Here is a 20,296-nt window from a genome sequence, read left to right as displayed (position 1 = left end):
GATGAAATTCGAACGCCCGATGCCCGTCAAAACGCCCACCACGGCGCCGTTTTGGGATGCGCTGGCGCAGCACCGCATCGTCATCCAGTACTCGCCGTCGTCGCAGAGCTATGTGTTCTACCCGCGGGTGCGCGCGCCCCGCACGCTGGCGGACGACCTGGAATGGCGAGAGATCTCGGGCATGGGAACGCTGTACTCCTACACCGTCGCGCACCGGCCCGTCAGCCCGCACTTCGCCGACGCCGTTCCGCAGCTGCTCGCCATCGTGGAATGGGACGAGGGACCAAGGTTTTCCACCGAGATGGTGAACGTCGACCCGGCCGACCTGAGGATCGGGATGCGGGTGCGGCCGGTGTTCTTCGACTATCCGGAACACGATGTCACCATGCTGCGCTACGAACCGGCCGACTTTTAGACCCGCGAGCGCGCTCATATGTACGCCGACACGCCGTGAAAGCCGGCATTTTGAGGACGCTCGGCAAGTGAATTGCGTGAATTACATCTGCGCCCAGACGATCTTCGTCTGCAGGTAGGTCTCCAGGCCCGCCTTGCCCGACTCGTAGCCCCAACCGGATTGCTTGTACCCGCCGAAGGGCATGGAGTGGTCGAACTGCATCTGGCAGTTCAGGCCCACGGTTCCGGCCTTGAGCCGCTTGGCAATTCGGTGTGCCCGGCCGAGGTCGCGGGTCCAGGCCGTGGCGGCCAGCCCGTAGGTGCTGTCGTTGGCCAATGCGACCGCCTCGTCCTCGTCGTCGAACGGGATGACCGCGACCACGGGCCCGAAGATCTCCTCCTGGAACAGCCGGCTGGTAGTTGCGACGTTGGTGAGAACGGTCGGGCGAACGAAGTAGCCCTTGCGGTCCACCCGTTCCCCGCCCGTGACGATCTGCACGCCGTCGGCCTTGCCCTGGTCCAGGTAACCCAGCACGCGGGTGAGCTGCTTCTGGCTGATCAGCGGGCCGATCAGGCTGCCCTCGTCCTTGGGGCCGCCCTGCGGCAGCCCGTTCGCGACGTTCGCCAGCTGCTCGACGAACTGGTCGAAGATGCCGCGCTGCACGAAGATCCGCGATCCGCACACGCACGCCTGGCCGGAGTGGATGAAGGTGCCGAACGCCGCCATCGGGACGGCCTTCGACAGGTCGGCGTCGTCGAAGACGACGACCGGCGACTTCCCGCCGAGCTCGAGCGTGACCTTCTTCAGGTTGCTCGCCCCGGCGGCGTGCACGATCTCGCGGCCGACCTCGGTGGACCCGGTGAACGCGACCTTCTCGACGTCGGGGTGCGCGGTGATCGCGGCGCCCGCGGTGTGCCCGTAGCCCAGCAGCAGGTTCGCCACCCCGTCGGGCACCCCGGCCTCGTGCAGGATGTTGTCCAGCACCAGGGCCGACAGCGGGGTCTCCTCGGCGGGCTTGACGACGCTGCTGCAGCCCGCCGCGAGCGCCGGCGCGAGCTTGCAGCAGAAGTTGAAAACCGGTCCGTTCCAAGGAAATATCAGCCCCACCACGCCGTACGGCTCCTTGAGGGTGTAGGCGTGCTGATGCGAGTCGATGCCGGTGAGGCCGCCGGTGTGCACGTCGGCCGCGATGCCCTCGATCTTGGTGCACCAGCCGGCGTAGTAGCGGAAGAACTCCGAGCCGACGGTGACCGTACCCTGCGCCTGCAGCGGGGTCATGCCCGCGTTGAGCGACTCGAGCTCGGCCAGCAGCTCCGCGTTCTGATCGATCAGCTCGCCCACCCGCCACAGAATCTTGGCCCGCTCGCTGGGCGGCTTGTCCCGCCAGACGCCCGACTCGAAGGACGCCTTCGCGCGCGCGACCGCGTCGTCGACGGCTTCGGGCCCGCAATCCTTGAACTCGGTGACCTGCTCTTCGGTCGCGGGATCGACAACCGCGATCACCTCACCGGTGCCCGGTCGCTCCCGGATTTCGTCCAGCACAGCCTGCACCGACACGGCCATTCCTCCTACGCCTAATTGCACGGATCATCACGCCGAGGTTATGCGCTTAACCACTCGATGTCCAGGGCGGGCCTAGGGGCGTCAGGTCGACGAGCGCACGATCAGCCGCGAAATCTCGGTCGGCTCACTCGACGGCGCGGCCGGGAGGCTCAGCCGTTCGAAGATGGCGGCGACCGCGGCGTCGGCGAGCGCGCGGGGGTTGAACTCGACCGTGGTCAACGGCGGCGTGCTCACCACACCCATCGGGCTGGCGTCGACGCCGATCACGGCGAGGTCGTCCGGACAGCGCAGCCGCGCCTTATGAATGCCGTAGAGGACGAGGCAGGCTATGTCGTCGCTCTGTGCGCACACGGCTGTCACGCCGCCTTGCACCCAGCCGGTCACCACGTCGGCGGCATTCTCGAGTGTGACCTCGCCAACCCGGATGGGGGGAAGGCCACGCAGCCGCGCCGCGCGCTCGACGCCCTCGAACCAGAAGTCGCCCAGCGGGCGCCATTTGGCGATTCCCGTGTAGGCGAAGGCGATCTGCCGGTGGCCGCGCGAGACGAGGTGGTCGACCCGCAGCTCGCCGACCGACAGGTGCGGATCCCCAAGCGCGGGAAGGGTTCCGATCTCGATGTGCGGTATGCCGGCCGACCGGACCGCGGCGACGGCGGCGTCGCTGAGCGGGAACAGGCTCGTGACCGCGACCGGGTCGAGGCTCGCGATCGCGTCGACGACATGCTGATCGTCCTCGGCCTCGAAGATCTGCACCTGAAGCAGGCCCTGGTGGGCCAGTTCCGTGGTCATGCGGCTGCCGGCCTGCATGGGCATGTCACCCACCGCCACGTGCGGCACCACGTACAGCACCACGCCGCCCTTGCCGCGGGCGAGGTTGCGCGCGGCGAGGTTGGGCCGATAACCAAGGAGCTCCGCGGCGCGGTACACCGCCTCGCGGGTCGGCGCGGAGATTCTGCGGCCCTCGGCGTCGTTCAGGACGTAGCTGACGGTCGCGGTCGACACGCCGGCCAGTCGGGCCACATCGGCGGTGGTGGGCCGCACAACCTTCTCAGTCAACGCATCACCTTCCGGGCCCGACCATGCCTCATGGTGGCACGCGATCCCGCGGGCAGCGCGCGACCCGCCATCCCGCAGGACAAGCAATGAGGACTAATAGTCCGTATCCGGGGCAAGTGCATCGGGCCGCAAGCATGCAAAAACTGTGGTGTTTGGCATTGTGACGCAGCCACTTAGCGCCGAGAGGGCAGGTGTCGCCACCGTTGACACTGTGACGGCCACCATTGTCTACTAGTCACATCTCGGCTTAGGAGTGCGGCATGAACAAGGACGACCTGATCCTGATCAGCGTGGACGACCACATCGCCGAGCCGGCGGACATGTTCGACGCGCACGTTCCGCCGAAGTACAAGGACCGCGCCCCGCGGGTGGTCCTCGAGCCCGACGGCGTCCAGCAGTGGTACTACGGCGACGTTCGCGGACGGAACATGGGCCTCAATGCGGTGGCGGGCAAACCCCGCGAGATGTACAACGTCGACGCCACCAGCTACGACGAGATGCGGCCGGGCTGCTTCAACGTCGACGAGCGGATCCGCGACATGAACGCCGGCGGGCAGCTGGCGGGCCTGAACTTCCCCAATTTCACCGGGTTTTCGGGTCAGGTGCTCAACCAGGGACCCGACCGGGACGTCAACCTGGTGATGATCAAGGCCTACAACGACTGGCACATCGACGAATGGTGCGGCGCGTATCCGGGGCGCTTCATCCCCTGCGGCATCCTTCCGCTTTTCGACGTGGCCGAAGCGGCCAAGGAGGTGAAACGGCTCGCGGACAAGGGCTGCCACGCGGTGACGTTCTCCGAGAATCCGGAGGCCCTGGAGATGCCCAGCATTCACACCAGGTACTGGTACCCGTTGTTCGAGGCCGTGTGCGAGAACAACTCTGTGCTGTGCACCCACGTCGGCTCCGCGTCGCGTTCGCCGCAGGTGTCGAGCGACGCCCCGCCCAGCGTCATGATGACGGCGTCGTCGATGATGAGCATGTTCACCTTCACCGAGCTGATCTGGGCGGAGTTCTACGCCGACTTCCCGGAGATCAAGTTCTCGCTCACCGAGGGCGACGTCGGCTGGATACCGTATTTCCTCTGGCGCGCCGAACATGTCTACAACCGGCACTCGGGCTGGACGCTGGCGAAGTTCCCGCCGGGCTACAGCGGGCCCGCCGACGTGTTCCGGCGACACTTCTACACCTGCTTCATCAGCGACAAGGTCGGGGTGAAGAACATGGAGTGGTTCAACGAGGACATGCTGTGCTGGGAGTCCGACTTCCCGCACTCCGACAGTAATTGGCCGTTCGCGCCCGAAGACGTGATGGAGACGATGGGCCACCTGGACGACGCCGTCATCAACAAGATCACCCACGAAAACGCCATGGCCGCATACTCGTTCGACCCGTTCCGGCACATTCCCAGGGAACACGCGACGGCCGGTCACCTGCGTGCTCAGGCCACCGACGTGGACGTCGTCACGCACGTCGGCCACAAGGCCAGCCAGCGTGACCTCGACACGTGGACCCGGATGACGCAGTTCGCCCTGCAGGCACAGGGGGAGCCGCTGGCGACGGCCGAGGCTTCCGGTATCGCGGGCCGCGCCACGACGCTGGGCAGGTGAGCGTGCCGGCCCGGGCGTCGTTCGCCGGCTGGCGCGTGCTGGAGCTGTCCAACGGGATCGCGGTGTCGTACTGCGGGAAGATGTTCACCGACGCCGGCGCCGACGTCGTGAAGATCGAGTCCCCGCAAGGCGATTCGATGCGCAACTGGTCGGCGGGTGGCCCACCCGGCGCGTTGTTCGGTTACCTGGCGGCGGGCAAGAGGTCGGTGGTCCGCCGCGGTGCGGCCGAGACCGCGGCGCTGCTGGCCGGCGCCGACATCGTGCTCACCGACCTCACCGACGACTGGGCGCTCGACGACATCACGGCCCACACCGGCCCGTCGGCGGTCGTGGTCGCCGTGACCTCGTTCGGGCTGACGGGACCCTACGTCGACGACCGCGTCGTCGCCAACGAGTTCATCCTGCAGGCGCTGTGCGGCTCCACGGCCAGCCGCGGCTGGCCGGGCGACGAGCCCGTGCAGGCGGGCGGCCGCCTCGGCGAGTGGCTGGCCGGGTCGTTCGCCGCGCCGGTCGCCGCCGCCACGGCCCGGCATGCCGCCCGCGGCGGCGGGGGGCGGGTCGTCGACGTCTCGACCTACGAGGCGATGGTCATCGCGATGGGCGGCCTGCCCGCCATGTCGGCCAGCGTGCTGGGCGCGGATTCCCTGCTGCACCAACGCAGCCTGGAGCTCCCGTCGATCGTCCCCACCGCCGACGGGATGGTGGGCTTTTGCACCATCACGGCGCAGCAGTTCCAGGATTTCCTGACGATGATCGACCGGGCCGACCTGATCGACGACGCGGACCTGGCGTCCTTCGCCGGACGGGTTCGGCGCCGCGACGAGTTCCTGGGCATGGTCACGAAATGGACGGAATCCCGCAGCACGCAGGAGATCATCGACCTCGCGGTGGCATTCCGAATTCCGGTGGCCCCCATCGGAACCCCGGCCACGCTGCCCGGCATCGACCACTTCGTCGACCGCGGGGTCTTCGTGGAATCGGAGCTCGGGGTGCTGCAGCCGCGGGTGCCGTATCGCAGCGACGCCATCGCCACCCGGGCGCCGGGGCGGCCACCGGAACTGGGGGCCGACAACGGCCGCGTGCACTGGCCGCCCCGACCCGAGCGGCCCCCTTGCGCCGACGCCGACGCACTTCCGTTGTCCGGCATACGGGTAACCGACTTCACCGCGTTCTGGGCCGGCCCCGTCGCCACCCAATTCCTCGGCGCCCTGGGCGCCGACGTGATCAAGCTCGAGGGCGTCCGCCGGCCCGACGGCATGCGGTTCTCCGCCGGCCGCCCCCCGGACTGGGACCAGTGGTGGGAGTGGGGCCCGGTCTTCTTGTGCAGCAACAACAACAAGCGCGGCGTCAGCGCCGAGCTCGGCACCGACGCGGGACGGTCCATCGCCCTCGAGCTCATCGCCGCCAGCGACCTCGTCATCGAGAACTTCTCGCCGCGGGTGATGAAAAACTTCGCCCTCGAGTGGGATGCGGTGCGCGCCGCCAACCCGCGCGCGGTCATGGTCCGGATGCCGGCGTTCGGCCTCGACGGCCCGTGGCGCGACCGGGTCGGCTTCGCGCAGACCATGGAGCAGGCGACGGGCATGGCCTGGATGACCGGACACGCCGACGGGCCGCCGGTGATTCCGCGCGGGGTGTGCGACCCGATCGCGGGGCTGCACGCGGCCTTCGCCGCGATCGCGGCGCTGGTCATCCGCGACCGCGACGGCACCGGCATGCATGTCGAGTCCACCATGGTGGAGTCCGCGCTCAACGTCGCCGCCGAAATGATGGTGGAATACTCGCGCAACGGAATCGAGCTGCGGCGCAACGGGAATCGCGGACCCGGCGCCAGTCCCCAAGGCGTGTACCGCTGCAAGGGTGACGACGACTGGGTCGCGCTCGCCGCGACCGACGACAATGCCCGGGTGGCGCTGGCGAAACTCCTCGACCAGGCGGGACTGGGGCCGGCCGAGACCGAGTGGCGAGCGCGGGCCGACGAAATCGACAAGCTGATCTCGGAGTGGACCGCGCGGCGCCCGGTGCCCGACGCGGTCGGCGCGCTGCGCGCCCTCGGGGTGGCCGCGGCCCCGGTCACGCCGCCGGCGGCGCTGCTGAGCGATGCGCAGCTGCTGGCCCGGGGGTTCTGGGAAACGGTCGACCACCCGGTTGCGGGCTCGTTCCTGTGCACAGGAATGCCGTTCGCCTTCGTCGGAAAGCCACGCCGCTGGCTTCGCCGGCCGCCGCCGCTGTACGGCCAGCACACCCGCGAGGTCCTGATGAGCGTGCTGGGGCACGGCGAACGGGAGCTGTCCGAGCTGCGCGAGTCCGGGGCAACCAGCGCACGGCCGGCGGGCTTGTGAGATGGCCGTCACGCTGTGCGTGCCGCCGCGGGCCGGCGAGCCGTGCGCGCCGGTGCGCTTCCTGGTGCGCCGGGACTCCGTGGTGATGGAACTGACCGCCCGGCACCGGATCACCAGCGTCGAGTGGGACGAGCGCGAGCGCGCGGTCGCCATGGTCGTGGAGATCACCGACCCGCAGACCGCGCGGCCGGTCGACGTGCGAATCGACGTCGTCGAGCAGGCCGACCCGGCGCGCGCCGAGGCGCGGACGAGGACGATCGGGTCCATCGTGCGCGACGGGCGGCGATACGACGTCGTGGGCACCTACCTCGGGGTGGTCGCGGATGAAAACTAGCACCGCCGCCGTCGTCGGTGTGCACAACACCCGGCAGGGTCGCCGCCTGGAGGGCGAGACCTCGCGCACCCTGGCGCTCAAGGCAATTCGGGGCGCGCTCGACGACGCGGGCCTGAGCCTCGACGACGTCGACGGAATCAGCGCCGGCCCGCTGTCCACCGCGCTGATCTACGACCTGCGCCTCGGCCCGGCCTGGCAGGGGCTGGGCTTCGGGGTCGGCATGATCACCGAGGCGGCCACCGCTATCGAGCACGGCATGGCCGACGTCGTGGTGCTCGTCGCCGCCCAGGCCGGCGAGTACCGCGACCACGAAGCCACGGCGCCATGGACCCGGCCCGAGAACGAATTCGTCGCGCCCTGGGGGATGTTCACCGCCGCCGAGTTCGCGCTCATCGCCCGGCGCCACATGCACGTCTACGGGACGACGCGCGAGCAACTCTCCATCGTGGCGGCTACCATCCGCAACAACGGATCGCAAAACCCCGAAGCCGTTTACTACCAGCGCGGCCCGTTCACCCCGGACGACATCACCGCGTCGCGCCCCATCGCCGATCCGTTTCATCTGCTCGATTGCGCCACCACCTCCGAGGGCGGGTGCGCACTGGTCGTCGCGAACATCAACAAGGTGGACGTCGCCGCGCGGCCGATCCACGTGCTGGGCAGCGGCGCCGACTTCCACGGCCCGTCGTATCAGCACCCGCCCGCATGGGATCTCGTTGGCCGGCAAGGCGATCACGGCCACTACGTCAATGGCGTCGTCGGCCGGCGCGCGGCCGAGCGCGCATTCAACCACGCGGGGCTTCGACCCGGCGACGTGGACGTGCTGGAGCTCTACGACCCGTTCTCGTTCGAAATCATCCGCCAGCTCGAGGCGTTCGGGTTCTGCGGCGAGGGCGAGGGCGGACCGTTCGTCGCCGACGGCCACATCGCCATCGGCGGCAGCCACCCGGTCACCACCGACGGGGGAACCATGTCGTTCAGCCACGCGGGCTCCAATCCGCAGATGATGCAGCGGGCCATCCGGGCCGTCCAGCAGCTGCGGGGTCAGGCGGGCAACCTCCAGGTGCCCGACGCGCATATCGCGTTGTGCAGCAACGGCGGAGCGGGCGCGCTGTTCACCACGGTGCTGATCCTGGGAGACGAACCGCGATGAATTCTCCGAACCCGTTGCGACCGCAGGCCGGCCCGGTGCCGCACGCCAGCAGCCCGGTCAGCGCCCCGTTCTGGCAGGGCTGCCGGTCGGGGGAGCTGCGTTATCAACGCTGCGAGGCCTGCGGCGCGCCGAACTTCCCGCCGAGCGAGCATTGCCGCCAATGCCTTTCGCACGAATTGCGGTGGGAACGCAGCGGCGGCGTCGGCGAGATCTACAGCTGGACGGTGGTCCACCGTCCGGTCACGGCCGAGTTCCAACCGCCCTACGCGCCGGCGATCGTCACGCTGGACGAGGGCTACCAGATGCTGACGAACATCGTCGGCGTGGCGCCGGAAGACCTGGCCGTCGGCATGCGCGTGCGGGTGCAATTCCATGCCGTCGGCCCGGACGTGACCCTGCCGTATTTCGCAGGGCCGCAATGAGTCCCGCGCGCACCAGCAACGGCCTACCGGTCACCGCCTACCTGGTCCTCGGCGTGTTGGCGGCCAACGACGAGCAGCTCACCGCCGGCGAGATCAAGATGCGCGCCGAACTGTCGGTCGGCCACTTCTATTGGTCGCCGTCGGTGAGCCACGTGCGGCGCGAGCTGAACCGGTTGCTATCGCGCGGCATGGTCAGCGAGACCGGCGCCCGGTCCGGCAAGCGCGCCATCACGTTGTATGCGACGACCGAGGCCGGGCTCGACGCGCTGCGCCGGTGGATCCAGCACTTTCCCGGCGAGGACCGGGTCGTCATCAAGCATCCCGTGATCCTCAAGACGTGGCTCGCCCGCGGCGGGGATCCCGACCACGTAATCGACGCGTTGGAGCGGCATCTCGAGGCGACGCGGGCCCGCCTCGACGAGGCGCTGTGGTCGCGCCAGCGATCCCGCGAACTCGGCATCATCGACGATCCGGACCAGCGCTTCTCCTTCGCCGTCCTGGACTACGCGATCCGCGGCCTGTACGCGGAGATCTCCAACATCTCCCAGCTGCGCGACGAGATCGCCGGCGGGACAACCCGAGACCCGGTCAGGCGGGTGCGGCGGTCGAAGGGGCAGATCCGCCGTCGCGCACCGAAGGACTAGGCGTGTCCGACACGGCCCGGTAGGCGGTGCCGCGCGGTTCGCGCTCCCAAAGCGTTTCGCCCTCGGGCACGGCCGTTCCCTGGTCGATCAGCCCGCGCTTGAGCACCTTGTGGGTGGCGGTGCTGGGCAGGTCGTTGGCCAGGCGGACGAATCGCGGCCGGGCCTTGGGGGACAGGTCGGGCTGCGCGCCGAGAAACGCCTCGAATTCGCCGGGATCGAGGGTCTGGCCCTCGTTGAGCACGATCGCCGCCATCACCTGGTCGCCGACCCGGGGGTCCGGCACGGCATACACCGCGGCGCGGTTGATGGCGCTGTGCCGCAACAGGATTCGCTCGATCGGCGCGGCGGCCATGTTCTCGCCGTCCACGCGCATCCAGTCGGCGGTGCGGCCGGCGAGGTAGATCCAGCCGTCGGCGTCGCGGTAGGCCAGGTCCCCGGACCAGTACATGCCGTGGCGCAGCCGCTCGGCGTTGGCCTCCGGGTCGTTGTAGTAGCCGGTGAAAAATCCGGATCCGGCCGTGTTGACCAACTCGCCCACCGCCTCGTCGGCGTTGGCCAGCGCCCCGTGCTCGTCGAAGCGCGCCACGGCGCATTCGGCGAGGGTCTCGCTGTTGTACACCGCGACCCCCTCGGCCCCCCGTCCGATCGAGCCCCTCGGCGTGCCGGGCTCGCGAATCACGATGACGGCGTTCTCCGTCGAGCCGAATCCGTCCTCGACCTTGACGCCGAAGCGGCGCGAGAACTCCTCGATGTCTTTGTCATTCGCCTCGTTGCCGAAGGCCACCCGCAGCGGGTTGTCGGCGTCGTCGTCGCGTTCGGGCGTGGCCAGGATGTAGGCCAGCGGCTTGCCGACGTAGTTCATGTACGTGGCCCCGTAGCGGCGGATGTCGCCGAGGAAGTTGCGCGCGGAGAACTTCGCCGGCACGATCGCGGCGCCGGACACCACCCCAGGCGCCCATCCGGCGACCACCGCGTTGGAGTGAAACAGCGGCATGGACACGTAGCAGGTGTCCCGCGCGGTGAGCGCGAAGCGTTCGGTGAGGCTGAGGCCGGCGATGGCGGCCATCAGGTGGGATACCGGCACCGCCTTGGGGTTTCCACTGGTTCCCGACGTGAAGATCATCATGAACGCGTCCGTCGCGGTGCCTTCACGATGGGGGACCAGCCCGCCGGCGCCGCCGACGAATTCCTCCCACTGCGGCGCCGAGGTGTCGAAGACCCGCATTCCCGCGAGGTCCAAACCGTCCAGCAGCGGCCGATGCTCGGCGTCGGTCACCACGAATTGGCAGTCCGCCCGCCGAATGTCGGCGGCCAGCGCCTCGCCGCGCCGCGTGGTGTTCAGGCCGCACAGCACGTACCCCCCGAGCCCGGCCGCCGCCATCTGCGCCAGCATCTCGGGCGTGTTTCCCAGCAGGGCGCCGACGTGCATCGGCCGTCCCGGGTCGGCGGCGCCGATCAGGGCCGCGGCGCGCGCCGCCGACTTCGTCAGGTACTGCGCCCAACTCCATTGCAGATCGCGGTGTTTGACGGCGACCGAGGAATCCGACAGCCGCTTCCGCAGCAGCGCTTGCATCGTGTCGTCGGCCATCCGGGCGGTCCACCTTCACTTACGAGACGAGACGGTCCGTCTTATCGTAGCGGCCCGCCCGCCAATCAGCCGCCCACCATCATCAGGCCGCCGTCGACCGCGAGCAGCTGCCCGGTGATGAAGCCCGACCCGGGGCCGGCCAGAAAAACCAGCATCGGACCGACGTCGCGCGCGGGCTCGCCCAGCGTGCCGCCGAGCGGAATCATCATCTTCATCTGCTGGTCGATCAGCGCGGCGGCCTCCGGGCCAAGGAATTCGCGCAAGCGGTCGGCCCCGGCCGTCTGCACCGCGGGCGCCAGCGCGTTGACGGTGACATTGTCGGCCGCCCAGGCCTTGGCGGCCGAGCGCGTCCACGCCTGCACCGCTCCCTTGGTCGCGGCGTAGACGGCCGAGATCGGGCTGCCCATAACGGCTTCGGAGGAGCCGAAGTTGATGATCCGGCCGCCCTTGGGATCCTGATCCTTCATCACCGCGTACGCGGCCTGATTGGTGAGGATGGTCGCTTTCACGTTGGTGTCCAACAGGAACGAGATCTCGTCGGCGCCGATGTATCCCGGCACCCCGGCCTGCCACAGCCCCGCCGCGTTCACCAACACGTCGAGTCCGCCGAGGCTTTCCACGGCCTGTCGCACCATCGCCGAGACCGCGTCGGCGTCCCGCACATCGCACTGCAACCAAGCGGCCGCGAGACCCTCCGGTGGCGGAGTTTGGTGATAGGTGGCGGCGACGGCGGCGCCCGCCTCGGTGAGGACCCCGACGGCGGACGCGCCGATCCCGGAGGCCCCGCCGGTGACCAGGATCCGGCGTCCTTGCAGGGGTGATGTCGCGTCTGGCATGGCGGCAACGCTAGCCGACGCCTCGGGAGACGTTAGGTGCGCACGGCGATCGACGACAGCAGGTCGGCCAGCCGGTCGGGCTGGTCCACCATCGAGAACGTTCGCGCCCCCTCGATCACCTCGAGGCGGGCGTTCGGGATGGTCGCGGCGAGCCGTTCGCCGTCGGCGAGCTCGAAGAACACGTCGTCGGCCGACCAGGCGATCAGCGTGGGCTTGTCGAACTCGGGCAGCCGCGCGGCGACGCCGGTGGTGACCTCGGTGCGCAGCGAGAGGGTGAACTGGCGCAGGTCTTCGGCGACGGCCGGATCCGAGAGCCCCGGGCGCACCCAGGCCTCGGTGAGCGCGTCGATGTTGCGGTGCGCCAGGCCGTCGAACGCGCGCTTGCGGGCCGCGGGCAGCCGCATGGCCTGGGCGACGGCCTTGAACGTCGCCTTGGACTTGGCCGCCATGATCACCGGCTTGAGGATCGGCGGCGGAAAGTGTTCGAACGCATCGCAACTCGTGAGCACCAGCGCGCCCAGCCGCTCGGGGTGGTGCACCGCGACGAGTTGGGTGACCACGCCGCCGGTGTCGTTGCCGACCAGCACCACGTCCTCGAGCTCGAGGGCCGTCAGCGCCTCGGCGACGATGTCGGCCACCCCGGTGATGGTTCGATCGGCCCCCGGGCGCAGCGGTTGCGGGTGCGCGCCCAGCGGCCAGGTGGGGGCGATGCAGCGCAGGCCGCGGGCGCCGAGCCGCTTGCCGACCTGGCGCCACAGGTCGCCGCCCATCATGTACCCGTGCACGAACACGACGGGCCGGCCGTCCTCGGGTCCGGTTGCTTCGTAATGGATGGTTCCGGCACTAGTGTCGATCGTCGGCATGAATGGCTCCTAGCTGGAAGGATTGGTATTTACAAACAGACTGTCTGTTCGTAAGTTACCAACAGGCTGTATGGAAATCAAGAGGCGCACTCAGGAGGAGCGCTCCGCGGCGACCCGCGAGGCGCTGATCTCGGCTGCCCGCACGCTGTGGGGCCGACGCGGCTACGCGGACGTGGGCACGCCCGAGATCGCCACGGCCGCGGGCGTCACCCGGGGCGCGATGTACCACCAATTCGCGGACAAGGCAACGCTTTTCGGCGAGGTCGTGGAGGCCGTGGAGCAGGACGTGATGGCCCGGATGGCCACGCTGGTGGCCGAGTCGGGTGCGAGCACCCCCGCGGACGCGATCCGGGCCGCGGTCGATGCCTGGCTCGACGTGTCCGGCGACCCGGAGGTGCGTCAGCTGATCCTGCTCGACGCACCCAGCGTGCTGGGCTGGCCCGCCTTCCGCGACGTCGCCCAGCGGTACAGCCTGGGCATGACCGAACAGCTGCTCACCGAGGCCGTCCGCGCGGGCCAGCTGGCGGCCCAGCCGATGCGGCCGCTAGCCCACATACTGATCGGCGCGCTCGACGAGGCGGCCATGGTCATCGCGACGGCCGACGACCCGAAGCGCGCCCGCAGGGAGACCGGGGAGGTGCTGCACCGGCTCATCGACGCGATGCTGGACGAGCGGCACCTCAGTGGCGGACCTGCGCGACCCCCGCGATCACGCCCCGGATGAGCCGGTCCAGCTGTTCGGTACCGTCGACCGCCGGCCGGCCCGCGACGAACGTCATCATCACCCCGTTGATGAACATCATGGTGGCGGTCGCCTGATCCTCGATCAGCGCCGGGTCCGGCGTGCTGTCCGCGGGATGCCAGTGCGCGACGACGTCGCGCGCCAGTGCGTAGAGGCCCTCCGCGGACTCGTTGAGGGTCGCCGCCAGTTCCGGGTCACGGCTGGCCAGCAACACCAACTCGTAGCGCGCCTTGGCGCGGGTGAGCCAGGGTTCGGTCGCCACATACATGACGACGCGGGCCAGGCCCGCGGTGCCGGCGAACTCGATGGGCCGGTCCCCGGCGAGCTCGGTCAGCACTGACAGATCCGCGACGTCGAGTTCGTTCAACCGGGTTGCGACCGCGTGCAGCAGCGCTTTTCGGGTCCGGAAGTAGAACGACGTGGTGCCGTCCGGCACCCCAGCGCGCTCGTCGACCTTGGGGTGGCTGACGCCGTGGATCCCGTTGGTGCCCAGTAGCTCGATCGCGGCGTCGGCGAGCTGTCGGCGCCGCTCGGGCGCGTTGCGCTTCCTGCGTGCAGCAATGCGTCCAGTCTAGAACTGGCCGCAGTTGGGTGTGGTTGGTTCCCCGTTGAAGCGGGCCGCGATCCATTGCATGGCCGGTTCGCCGTCGACGAGCATCGGCAGGGCGTGGTTGATGACGAGCTTGTTGAGGAATGGCGGTTCCTCGTTGGTGCGGAATTCGACGTCGGCGCCCTGGGCGCACCAGTCGCGGCCGAGCTGATTGGCCGCGGTCCAGGGCACCAGCGGGTCGTAGCGATTGCTGTCGATCAGCACCGGCGCGTTGGGTTTGTAACGTCCGACGTGCTGCTCATCCAACATGCTGCTGAACGGTTCCTCGTTGATGACCTGCCAGACGTTTTCGTTGAAGTACGGCTGCAGGTGGCGAAACATGAAATCGATCAGCGTTTGCCCGACGCACTGGCGCGAGGCCGATTCGAGCATGGCCAAACCCCGCGGCGTGAGCTTGGAGCGGATCTCGTCGGCGTGCTCGGGGTAGGTGGCGATGGCGCCGTTGATCGCATAGCCCACCACACCGACCAGCGCGCTGCCGTCGGCGTAGGGCAACAGTTCCTTCAGGTCGGCCACCGGCGCGCCGGCGTAGGTGCCCACGATATGGAGATCGGGGGCGTAGGACGGCGCCAGTTCGGCCGCCGACGCGACCGCGCCGCCGCCCTGCGAGTACCCCCAAAACGCCACGGGCCCATGCGGATCGAGCGACGTTCCCGGCAGCCGCATGGCGGCGCGGGCGGCGTCGAGCACCGCCTGCCCCTCGGCGACGCGGCCCACGTAGGTGTGCATCGAGGGGGTGCCCAGGCCCTCGTAGTCGGTCATCACGATCGCGAAGCCGCGGGCGACCATCGTGGCGACGAACAGCTCCTCGTAGTTGAACATGATGTCCCAGCCACCCGAATAGTGGATGCCCTGGTTGAACATTCGCGACGGGGCGCACTGGTTGCCCTGGCCCTGGGTGCCGGGCGCGTAGCTGATCAACGGCCGCGGCCCGTTGCCCGGCCATGCGTTGTAGGGCTCGAAGTAGGTTCCCGTGACGGCGATCGGATTTCCGTGGGTGTCGTTGCTGCGGTACATGATTCGGGTGCCGGTGGCCATGATCGCGCCGAGCTGTCCCGAGGGCTCCAGCACCAGCCGGGACGGCTCGGTGCGGATCAGGTCACCGGGCCGGCCCGGGGGCAGCGGATCCGGCGGGGTGTAGAACTCGGCGTACCGCGGCTCGTCGCCGCCGTCGGCCCGTGCGATTCCCGTGCCGCCGCACGCGAATCCGATTGCCAGCAGGACAGCGAGGACTCCCCCAACCCGACGCATCACAAAAAGGTAACAACGCGCGTGCCCGAGGGGAAGGGAGTTTCTCTAACTTTTTAGAGATCAGATTCCACCGCGAGCGTGCGCAGAATGACAGCCGACGCGGCGTGTCGGCGTACCGCCACGCACGCTCGCGGCAAGAGGCGAAGTCAGCGGTGGTTGCGGGCGAAGAACTGCCAGATGGTGTCGGTGGCGTCGAGCGCCGTCGACGGCGCCGGGATGCCGGCGACCCGTTCCGCGAGCGGGCTGGGCTCCCCGCCGGGCCATTGATGCCCGGCGCCGGCCACCGAGATCAACTCAACGGTTCGCCCGTCGGCGCAGCCGGCGGTCTGCGTCGTCACGCCCGCGGCGGTGCTCGAATCCGGGGGCCCGCACGCGTCGATGACGCGCCAGGTGGCGTTGACCGACTCGACCGACGGACCGTCGACGCGCGGATTTCCGTTGGCCGCGAACGCTTTACCGGGCCCGCCGTTGTAGGGGACCCGGTCGTCGGCGGTGCCGTGGATCTGCAGCACGGACGTCGGCCGCGCGCGGGAGCAGTCGGTCAGCAGCGTGCCGGCGACGGGAGCGATCGCGGCGAAGGTGTCGGTCTGGCAGCCCAGCCGCAGGGCCATCATGGCCCCGTTCGACATGCCCGTGACGTAGACGCGCCCGCGATCGATGGGGATCTCCCGCTCGATGGCGGCGACCATGGCGGTGACGAACCCGACGTCGTCGACGTTGTCGCGCTGGGGCTCGCCGCAGCAGGTGCCGGCATTCCAGGCGCGGTTCAGGCCGTCGGGGTAGGCGACCAGGAAATGCCCACCGTCGGCCTCGGCGTCCCAGTGATAGGAACGCTCGGCCTGTGCGCCGTTGCCGAAGCCGCCGTGCAGCATCACGACCAGCGGCACCGCGTCGGTCGGTCCCTGCGGCCGGTAGAGGTGAAAGGTCCGGCTCACACCGCCCCATTCGAGGGTCTGAGTGGACTGGCCCACCGGAATCGACTGTGCCCCAGGAGTTCCCAGCGCGTGCCCGCCGCCGAGGCAACCGCCGAGCAGCACAACCAGAGTCGGGAGCAGGCACACGCCGAGCATGCGGGCGCATCGAGATCGCATGGCCCCATCGTGGCAGCCGCGCGCACATTTGACAAGTAGCTTGTCAATTGCTCCCGGGTGGCAGACTCTAGGACCATGCGGCGCGTTGCGGATTCCCAGTGGGAGCCCACCGTTCCGGCGCTGGTAAACCTGGTGGCCGCGTCCGGGGCCCCGCACTTGCGGGCCGCATTCGCCGCGGCCGGTCTCGACGGGATCCGCCCGGCGCAGGCGGTCGCGCTCGTGCCGCTGGCGACCGGCGGGCTGCACGCGTCGGACCTGGCCGACCGGCTGAGGGTGAGCCGGCAGGCGGTGGCCCAGGCAATAGCGGGGCTGGAGCGACACGGCTACGTCACTCGAGTGCCCGATCCGCTGGACGCGCGGGCACGACTCATCGAGCTGACGCCGCGCGGCCGGCAGGCGCTGCGCGTGATGCGGTCGAACGCAATCGATCTGGAGACGCGATGGGAGAAGGCCGTGGGGCGGCAGCGATTGGGGGAATTGCGGGAGACCTTACTGATGTTGCTGTCCAGCGAGACCGACGACTCCGCGGGGCGTAGGTTCGACCCAAGACGATGACAGGAGCCCGCCGTGCCCATCTTCATGGTCGAGCGCAACTTCGCCGAGGAAATGGAACCCAGCCTCGAGGTTGCCGACGGCATCAACCGGATCAACGACGACGAAGGTGTCCGGTGGATGTACTCGTTTCTGTCCGCGGACAAGCGCAAGACCTACTGCCTGTACGAGGCGCCGTCGCCCGAGGCCATCCGAACCGCGGCCGCGCGGGCCGGCCTCCCGGCCGACGTCATCGTCGAGATGGGCGATCGCATCATGCCCGACGGCGGGTTGTCCGCCATCTGACCACCGTCACCCGAGCAGCTCGTGATCGGCGGCATACATCGCCGCCTGCGTGCGGTTCGCCGCGCCCGTCTTGATCAGGATGTTGCGCACGTGGTTGGCGGCCGTGTTGGTGCTGATGTAAAGCCGCTCGCCGATCGCCCGATTGCTCAACCCCTCGGCGAGCAGCCGCAGCACCTCGACCTCGCGGTCCGTCAGGCCGTCCGGACCGATCGTCAGCAACGAATCCACCAGATCGACGACCCGGTTCTGGCCGAGCGGCGCGGCGATGGCGCGGGCCTCGTCGGCCAGGCGCCGCGCTTCCTCGGTGCGGCCGCACGACGCCGCGAACAACGCGTACCGGGCCAGCGTCTCGCTGACATGAACCACCGCGCCCATCCGCCGGTCCATCTCGAGTGCCGCGCCGAAATGCCGTTCGGCCGCGGCGGTGTCGCCGCCGAGGGCGGCGATCCTGGCCAGGTATCGGTCGGCGCTGCCGAACAGCGCGACGAACTGGCCGGCGACCAGGTTCTTGCCGGCGTAGCGGGACAGGTAGGGGCGCAGCGCGTGCAGCGCCTCGCGGTTGCCCAGCTCCAGCGCCGCCTCGACCATGAACACCAGCTCCATCGGCCACTGCGCCTCGTCGGTGCGGTCGCCGAGTTTTCGGTTCAGCAGGTGATTGAGCGCGCGGGTCATGCCGGCTTCGCAGCCGAGCTCGGTGTACAGCGCGAGCAGGCCCGGCACCCACCGGCCGGCGAATGTCTCGCTGCCGTCGACGAATCCGGCGAATCGCTTCAGGTCCGAGGTTTCGCGCCGGATCATGAACATCTGGACCCCGTTGCTGCCCTCGGTGTCCTCCGCGTCGAACAAATCGCCTGTGCGCAAGGCGATGTCGGCCCACCGTTCGGCGGCGGCGAAGTCGCCGCGCAGGTAGGCCAGAGCTTGTTCGACGCACGCGCCGACGAAGCCGAAGACGGGCTGCCCGACCGCTCGGCCCGCCCGCCGCATGTCCGCCGTCGACGCCGCCAGGTCGTCGGGCCGGCCGGCCAGATAGCTGACCATGGCGCGGAAGTGCGAAGAGGCCCCCAGCACCTCGTAGTCGCGGCGCGCCAACGCCATGCGGGACACCTCGGCCGAACGCTCCGCCTGGATTTCGCACAGCTCCGGGGTGAGCCCGTGCCACAGGCTGGCCTTGAGCGTGTGCATCAGCACCGCCGGATCGTCGGCGGCCCGCGCGCGGTCGATCGCACTGTTGCCGACCTCGCGGGCGCGCGCCGCCTCGCCGGCGAAGGCCAGGGCCCGGCCGAAGCTGCCCAGCGCCTGCACGTAGCGGGGGTCGTCGGTGGTCAGCCCGCAGGATTCCAGCGCCGACGCCAGCAGGTCGGCCGCCGTCGAATCCGACTGGCCGCGTCGCCAATTCGCTTCCTCGTAGCCGACGGCCGCCCCCAGCCGGATCAGCGGGTCGTCCATCGCGCTGAGGCGTTCGTAGATCGCCCGCGACCGGGCGTAGTCGCCGGCACGCACGTGGTTGGCGGCCGCGTCGAGGTCCAGCCTCGCCCGATCCGCCCGGCTCAGCTCGGGCAGCGACGCCGCCCGTTCGAACCACCGCGCCGCGTCCTCATAGGCCAGGCTCTGTTCGGCCATCCGGGCCGCCTGGTGCGCGTATCGCAACGCCTGCTCGTGGTAGCCCAGCACGTGCGCCCGCAGGTAGTGGTTCGCCAGGCGCGGCACGACCGACGGGTCGGCGCGGCCCTCGAGCGCCTCGGCGGCCCGCGCGTGCATGATCCGCAGCCGCGACGCGGCCATCCCGCCGACCACGGCCTCGCGGGTGAGCGCGTGCACGAACGCGAACTCGCCGTCGGAGTCGCGGACGGGCCGGATCAGCCCGACGCCCTCGGCCGCATCGACCGCCGCCAGCGTCGCGGCGAGATCGGTTTCGCTGGCGGCGATCAGCGCGGGCAGGTCGAACGTCTCGCCCAGCACCGCCGCCTGCTCGATCACCCCGCGGACGCCGGCGCCCAGGCCGGCGAGCCGGCGGGCGATGGCGTCGCCGATCGACGCGGGCACGGTCTGCTGCACGCTCAGCGTGGCCAGCCCGCCCCGCATCTCGAGGTCGTTGACCAGTTCGGTCAGGAAGAACGGATTGCCGCCGGTCTTGTCGCGCAGCAGGGCGGCGGCCGTGCGGGCCGAGGCGGGCGCCAGCTGCTGGGTGCGGCCGACGAACTCGGCGATCGCCTCGGTGTCCAGCCCGGCGAGATCCAGGCGCCGGACGCCGTCGAAGCGGTGCAGTTCGGCCAGCCGGGTGGTCAGCTCGTCGGAGCGATCCGGTGCGGTCGTGCGGAACGTGGCCACCACCAGCAGGCGGACGTCGGCGCAGCCGATCAGGACGCGTTCGAGCATTGCGAGGGTCGGCAGCTGCGCCCAATGCAGGTCGTCGAGGATCAGCGCGATCGGGCGGTCGACGGCCAGGCGGCGCAGGAACCCGGTCAGGGCGTCGAAAAGGGCCTGCCGGGGCGACCCGACGTCCATCGCCGGGTCGGCGTCGGGCAGATGCCGGTCGACCTGGGTCGACAGTCGCCGCAGCAGCGGCCCCGCATCGGCCAGCGGATCCGCCATCGACCCGGGCGGGGCCACGGCCAGCAGGCGATCGAGCGCCTCGGCGAACGGTGCGTACGGGACGTCCTCGTCGGCCGTCGAGCTGCCGACCAGCACCGCAACGCCGTGGTCGGCCAGCGTTCCGGCCACCTCGGCGGCCAGGCGCGTCTTACCGGCCCCGGGTTCACCGCCGATGAACACCGCCTGGCGGCTGCCGGCCTCGACCCGCTCCCAGGCCCGCTCGAACGCGGCGAGTTCCGCGTCGCGACCCACCAGCGGGCCGCGGCGACGCGCCACCAGTTCCGCCGGAAGCGGCGGCGGCACCCACTGCGCCATGAAATCAAGGTAACCGCGCCGTATTGGCTGGTCGATAGTCAGTTCTGACTATC

The 20,296-nt window shown here is 69.8% G+C and carries 19 protein-coding genes; 10 read left to right on the top strand and 9 right to left on the bottom strand.

What is annotated here, in order from left to right; all coding sequences use genetic code 11:
- Nucleotide 1 precedes the first annotated feature (1 nt).
- Nucleotides 2-415, top strand: a complete 414-nt coding sequence (locus tag AC5Y6X_RS15715; RefSeq protein WP_499987387.1) for a Zn-ribbon domain-containing OB-fold protein — start codon at nt 2-4, stop codon at nt 413-415.
- Nucleotides 416-496: 81 nt separating this feature from the next.
- Here AC5Y6X_RS15715 and AC5Y6X_RS15710 read toward each other — a convergent pair whose 3' ends face one another.
- Nucleotides 497-1,951 (bottom strand): aldehyde dehydrogenase family protein, encoded by a 1,455-nt coding sequence (locus AC5Y6X_RS15710; RefSeq protein ID WP_499987386.1) that lies wholly within the window; start codon nt 1,949-1,951, stop codon nt 497-499.
- An 87-nt stretch (nt 1,952-2,038) separates the two neighbouring features.
- Nucleotides 2,039-3,013, bottom strand: a complete 975-nt coding sequence (locus AC5Y6X_RS15705; RefSeq protein WP_499987384.1) for a LacI family DNA-binding transcriptional regulator — start codon at nt 3,011-3,013, stop codon at nt 2,039-2,041.
- A 260-nt stretch (nt 3,014-3,273) separates the two neighbouring features.
- On the opposite strand from AC5Y6X_RS15705, the gene AC5Y6X_RS15700 reads away from it, so the two are divergent.
- The 6 genes from AC5Y6X_RS15700 to AC5Y6X_RS15675 are packed head-to-tail and all read left to right on the top strand — an operon-like array spanning nt 3,274 to nt 9,518.
- Nucleotides 3,274-4,623, top strand: coding sequence for an amidohydrolase family protein (locus tag AC5Y6X_RS15700; RefSeq protein WP_499987381.1), 1,350 nt, complete (start codon nt 3,274-3,276; stop codon nt 4,621-4,623).
- 2 nt (nt 4,624-4,625) lie between these two features.
- Nucleotides 4,626-6,965, top strand: a complete 2,340-nt coding sequence (locus tag AC5Y6X_RS15695; protein WP_499987720.1) for a CaiB/BaiF CoA-transferase family protein — start codon at nt 4,626-4,628, stop codon at nt 6,963-6,965.
- A 1-nt stretch (nt 6,966) separates the two neighbouring features.
- Nucleotides 6,967-7,299, top strand: coding sequence for a hypothetical protein (locus tag AC5Y6X_RS15690; protein ID WP_499987379.1), 333 nt, complete (start codon nt 6,967-6,969; stop codon nt 7,297-7,299).
- Nucleotides 7,289-8,452, top strand: coding sequence for a thiolase family protein (locus AC5Y6X_RS15685; RefSeq protein ID WP_499987377.1), 1,164 nt, complete (start codon nt 7,289-7,291; stop codon nt 8,450-8,452). The genes AC5Y6X_RS15690 and AC5Y6X_RS15685 overlap by 11 nt, the downstream gene beginning before the upstream one ends.
- Nucleotides 8,449-8,874, top strand: a complete 426-nt coding sequence (locus AC5Y6X_RS15680) for a Zn-ribbon domain-containing OB-fold protein (RefSeq protein WP_499987375.1) — start codon at nt 8,449-8,451, stop codon at nt 8,872-8,874. Before AC5Y6X_RS15685 ends, AC5Y6X_RS15680 begins: the two co-directional genes overlap by 4 nt.
- The gene (locus AC5Y6X_RS15675) at nt 8,871-9,518 is read left to right on the top strand and encodes a PadR family transcriptional regulator (RefSeq protein WP_499987373.1); all 648 of its coding nucleotides are present in this window, start codon (nt 8,871-8,873) and stop codon (nt 9,516-9,518) included. The genes AC5Y6X_RS15680 and AC5Y6X_RS15675 overlap by 4 nt, the downstream gene beginning before the upstream one ends.
- On the opposite strand, the gene fadD1 is transcribed toward AC5Y6X_RS15675, so the two are convergent.
- The 3 genes from fadD1 to AC5Y6X_RS15660 form a co-directional block, all read right to left on the bottom strand.
- Entirely contained in the window at nt 9,463-11,106 is a 1,644-nt protein-coding gene (gene fadD1, locus AC5Y6X_RS15670) for a fatty-acid--CoA ligase FadD1 (protein ID WP_499987372.1), read from the bottom strand. The genes AC5Y6X_RS15675 and fadD1 overlap by 56 nt on opposite strands.
- A gap of 65 nt (nt 11,107-11,171) precedes the next feature.
- The gene (locus AC5Y6X_RS15665; protein WP_499987370.1) at nt 11,172-11,942 is read right to left on the bottom strand and encodes an SDR family NAD(P)-dependent oxidoreductase; all 771 of its coding nucleotides are present in this window, start codon (nt 11,940-11,942) and stop codon (nt 11,172-11,174) included.
- Between the two features lie 32 nt (nt 11,943-11,974).
- Nucleotides 11,975-12,805 carry an alpha/beta fold hydrolase gene (locus tag AC5Y6X_RS15660; protein ID WP_324675542.1) on the bottom strand — a complete coding sequence of 277 codons (831 nt, stop codon included), beginning with the start codon at nt 12,803-12,805 and terminating at the stop codon, nt 11,975-11,977.
- A 70-nt stretch (nt 12,806-12,875) separates the two neighbouring features.
- Here AC5Y6X_RS15660 and AC5Y6X_RS15655 point away from each other — a divergent pair, with 70 nt between their 5' ends.
- Nucleotides 12,876-13,529, top strand: coding sequence for a TetR/AcrR family transcriptional regulator (locus tag AC5Y6X_RS15655; RefSeq protein ID WP_324675540.1), 654 nt, complete (start codon nt 12,876-12,878; stop codon nt 13,527-13,529).
- On the opposite strand, the gene AC5Y6X_RS15650 is transcribed toward AC5Y6X_RS15655, so the two are convergent.
- The 3 genes from AC5Y6X_RS15650 to AC5Y6X_RS15640 all read right to left on the bottom strand — a co-directional run bounded on the left by AC5Y6X_RS15650 (nt 13,486) and on the right by AC5Y6X_RS15640 (nt 16,499).
- Nucleotides 13,486-14,049: a TetR/AcrR family transcriptional regulator gene (locus tag AC5Y6X_RS15650; RefSeq protein ID WP_324675939.1), complete on the bottom strand. Its 564-nt coding sequence runs from the start codon at nt 14,047-14,049 to the stop codon at nt 13,486-13,488. The two genes, AC5Y6X_RS15655 and AC5Y6X_RS15650, sit on opposite strands and share 44 nt — an antisense overlap.
- Before the next feature lie 69 nt (nt 14,050-14,118).
- Nucleotides 14,119-15,408, bottom strand: coding sequence for a lipase family protein (locus tag AC5Y6X_RS15645; protein ID WP_499987366.1), 1,290 nt, complete (start codon nt 15,406-15,408; stop codon nt 14,119-14,121).
- Nucleotides 15,409-15,554: 146 nt separating this feature from the next.
- On the bottom strand, nt 15,555-16,499 hold the full coding sequence (locus AC5Y6X_RS15640; RefSeq protein WP_499987364.1) for an extracellular catalytic domain type 1 short-chain-length polyhydroxyalkanoate depolymerase: 945 nt from the start codon (nt 16,497-16,499) through the stop codon (nt 15,555-15,557).
- A 75-nt stretch (nt 16,500-16,574) separates the two neighbouring features.
- Between AC5Y6X_RS15640 and AC5Y6X_RS15635 the strand changes: the two genes are divergently transcribed.
- Together AC5Y6X_RS15635 and AC5Y6X_RS15630 are read left to right on the top strand one after the other, a co-directional pair.
- Nucleotides 16,575-17,054, top strand: coding sequence for a MarR family winged helix-turn-helix transcriptional regulator (locus tag AC5Y6X_RS15635; RefSeq protein ID WP_499987362.1), 480 nt, complete (start codon nt 16,575-16,577; stop codon nt 17,052-17,054).
- A 12-nt stretch (nt 17,055-17,066) separates the two neighbouring features.
- Complete coding sequence (locus AC5Y6X_RS15630; RefSeq protein WP_324675533.1) at nt 17,067-17,336, top strand: DUF4242 domain-containing protein; 270 nt, start codon at nt 17,067-17,069, stop codon at nt 17,334-17,336.
- Between the two features lie 6 nt (nt 17,337-17,342).
- Here the strand turns inward: AC5Y6X_RS15630 and AC5Y6X_RS15625 are convergent, their stop codons facing one another.
- A complete protein-coding gene (locus tag AC5Y6X_RS15625) occupies nt 17,343-20,243 on the bottom strand; it encodes a helix-turn-helix transcriptional regulator (protein ID WP_499987360.1) in 2,901 nt (966 codons plus the stop codon).
- Between the last annotated feature and the right edge of the window lie 53 nt (nt 20,244-20,296).

Source organism: Mycobacterium sp. NGS26 (assembly GCF_059813025.1).
This window is presented reverse-complemented; position numbering and strand designations above follow the sequence as displayed.

Bases quoted from the DNA above. Each gene is read 5' to 3' on its own strand.
- AC5Y6X_RS15715 (WP_499987387.1), top strand. From the start codon at position 2: ATGAAATTCGAACGCCCGATGCCCGTCAAAACGCCCACCACGGCGCCG.
- AC5Y6X_RS15700 (WP_499987381.1), top strand. From the start codon at position 3,274: ATGAACAAGGACGACCTGATCCTGATCAGCGTGGACGACCACATCGCC.
- AC5Y6X_RS15690 (WP_499987379.1), top strand. From the start codon at position 6,967: ATGGCCGTCACGCTGTGCGTGCCGCCGCGGGCCGGCGAGCCGTGCGCG.
- AC5Y6X_RS15685 (WP_499987377.1), top strand. From the start codon at position 7,289: ATGAAAACTAGCACCGCCGCCGTCGTCGGTGTGCACAACACCCGGCAG.
- AC5Y6X_RS15680 (WP_499987375.1), top strand. From the start codon at position 8,449: ATGAATTCTCCGAACCCGTTGCGACCGCAGGCCGGCCCGGTGCCGCAC.
- AC5Y6X_RS15675 (WP_499987373.1), top strand. From the start codon at position 8,871: ATGAGTCCCGCGCGCACCAGCAACGGCCTACCGGTCACCGCCTACCTG.
- fadD1 (WP_499987372.1), bottom strand. From the start codon at position 11,106: ATGGCCGACGACACGATGCAAGCGCTGCTGCGGAAGCGGCTGTCGGAT.
- AC5Y6X_RS15665 (WP_499987370.1), bottom strand. From the start codon at position 11,942: ATGCCAGACGCGACATCACCCCTGCAAGGACGCCGGATCCTGGTCACC.
- AC5Y6X_RS15660 (WP_324675542.1), bottom strand. From the start codon at position 12,805: ATGCCGACGATCGACACTAGTGCCGGAACCATCCATTACGAAGCAACC.
- AC5Y6X_RS15655 (WP_324675540.1), top strand. From the start codon at position 12,876: ATGGAAATCAAGAGGCGCACTCAGGAGGAGCGCTCCGCGGCGACCCGC.
- AC5Y6X_RS15645 (WP_499987366.1), bottom strand. From the start codon at position 15,408: ATGCGTCGGGTTGGGGGAGTCCTCGCTGTCCTGCTGGCAATCGGATTC.
- AC5Y6X_RS15640 (WP_499987364.1), bottom strand. From the start codon at position 16,499: ATGCGATCTCGATGCGCCCGCATGCTCGGCGTGTGCCTGCTCCCGACT.
- AC5Y6X_RS15635 (WP_499987362.1), top strand. From the start codon at position 16,575: ATGCGGCGCGTTGCGGATTCCCAGTGGGAGCCCACCGTTCCGGCGCTG.
- AC5Y6X_RS15625 (WP_499987360.1), bottom strand. From the start codon at position 20,243: ATGGCGCAGTGGGTGCCGCCGCCGCTTCCGGCGGAACTGGTGGCGCGT.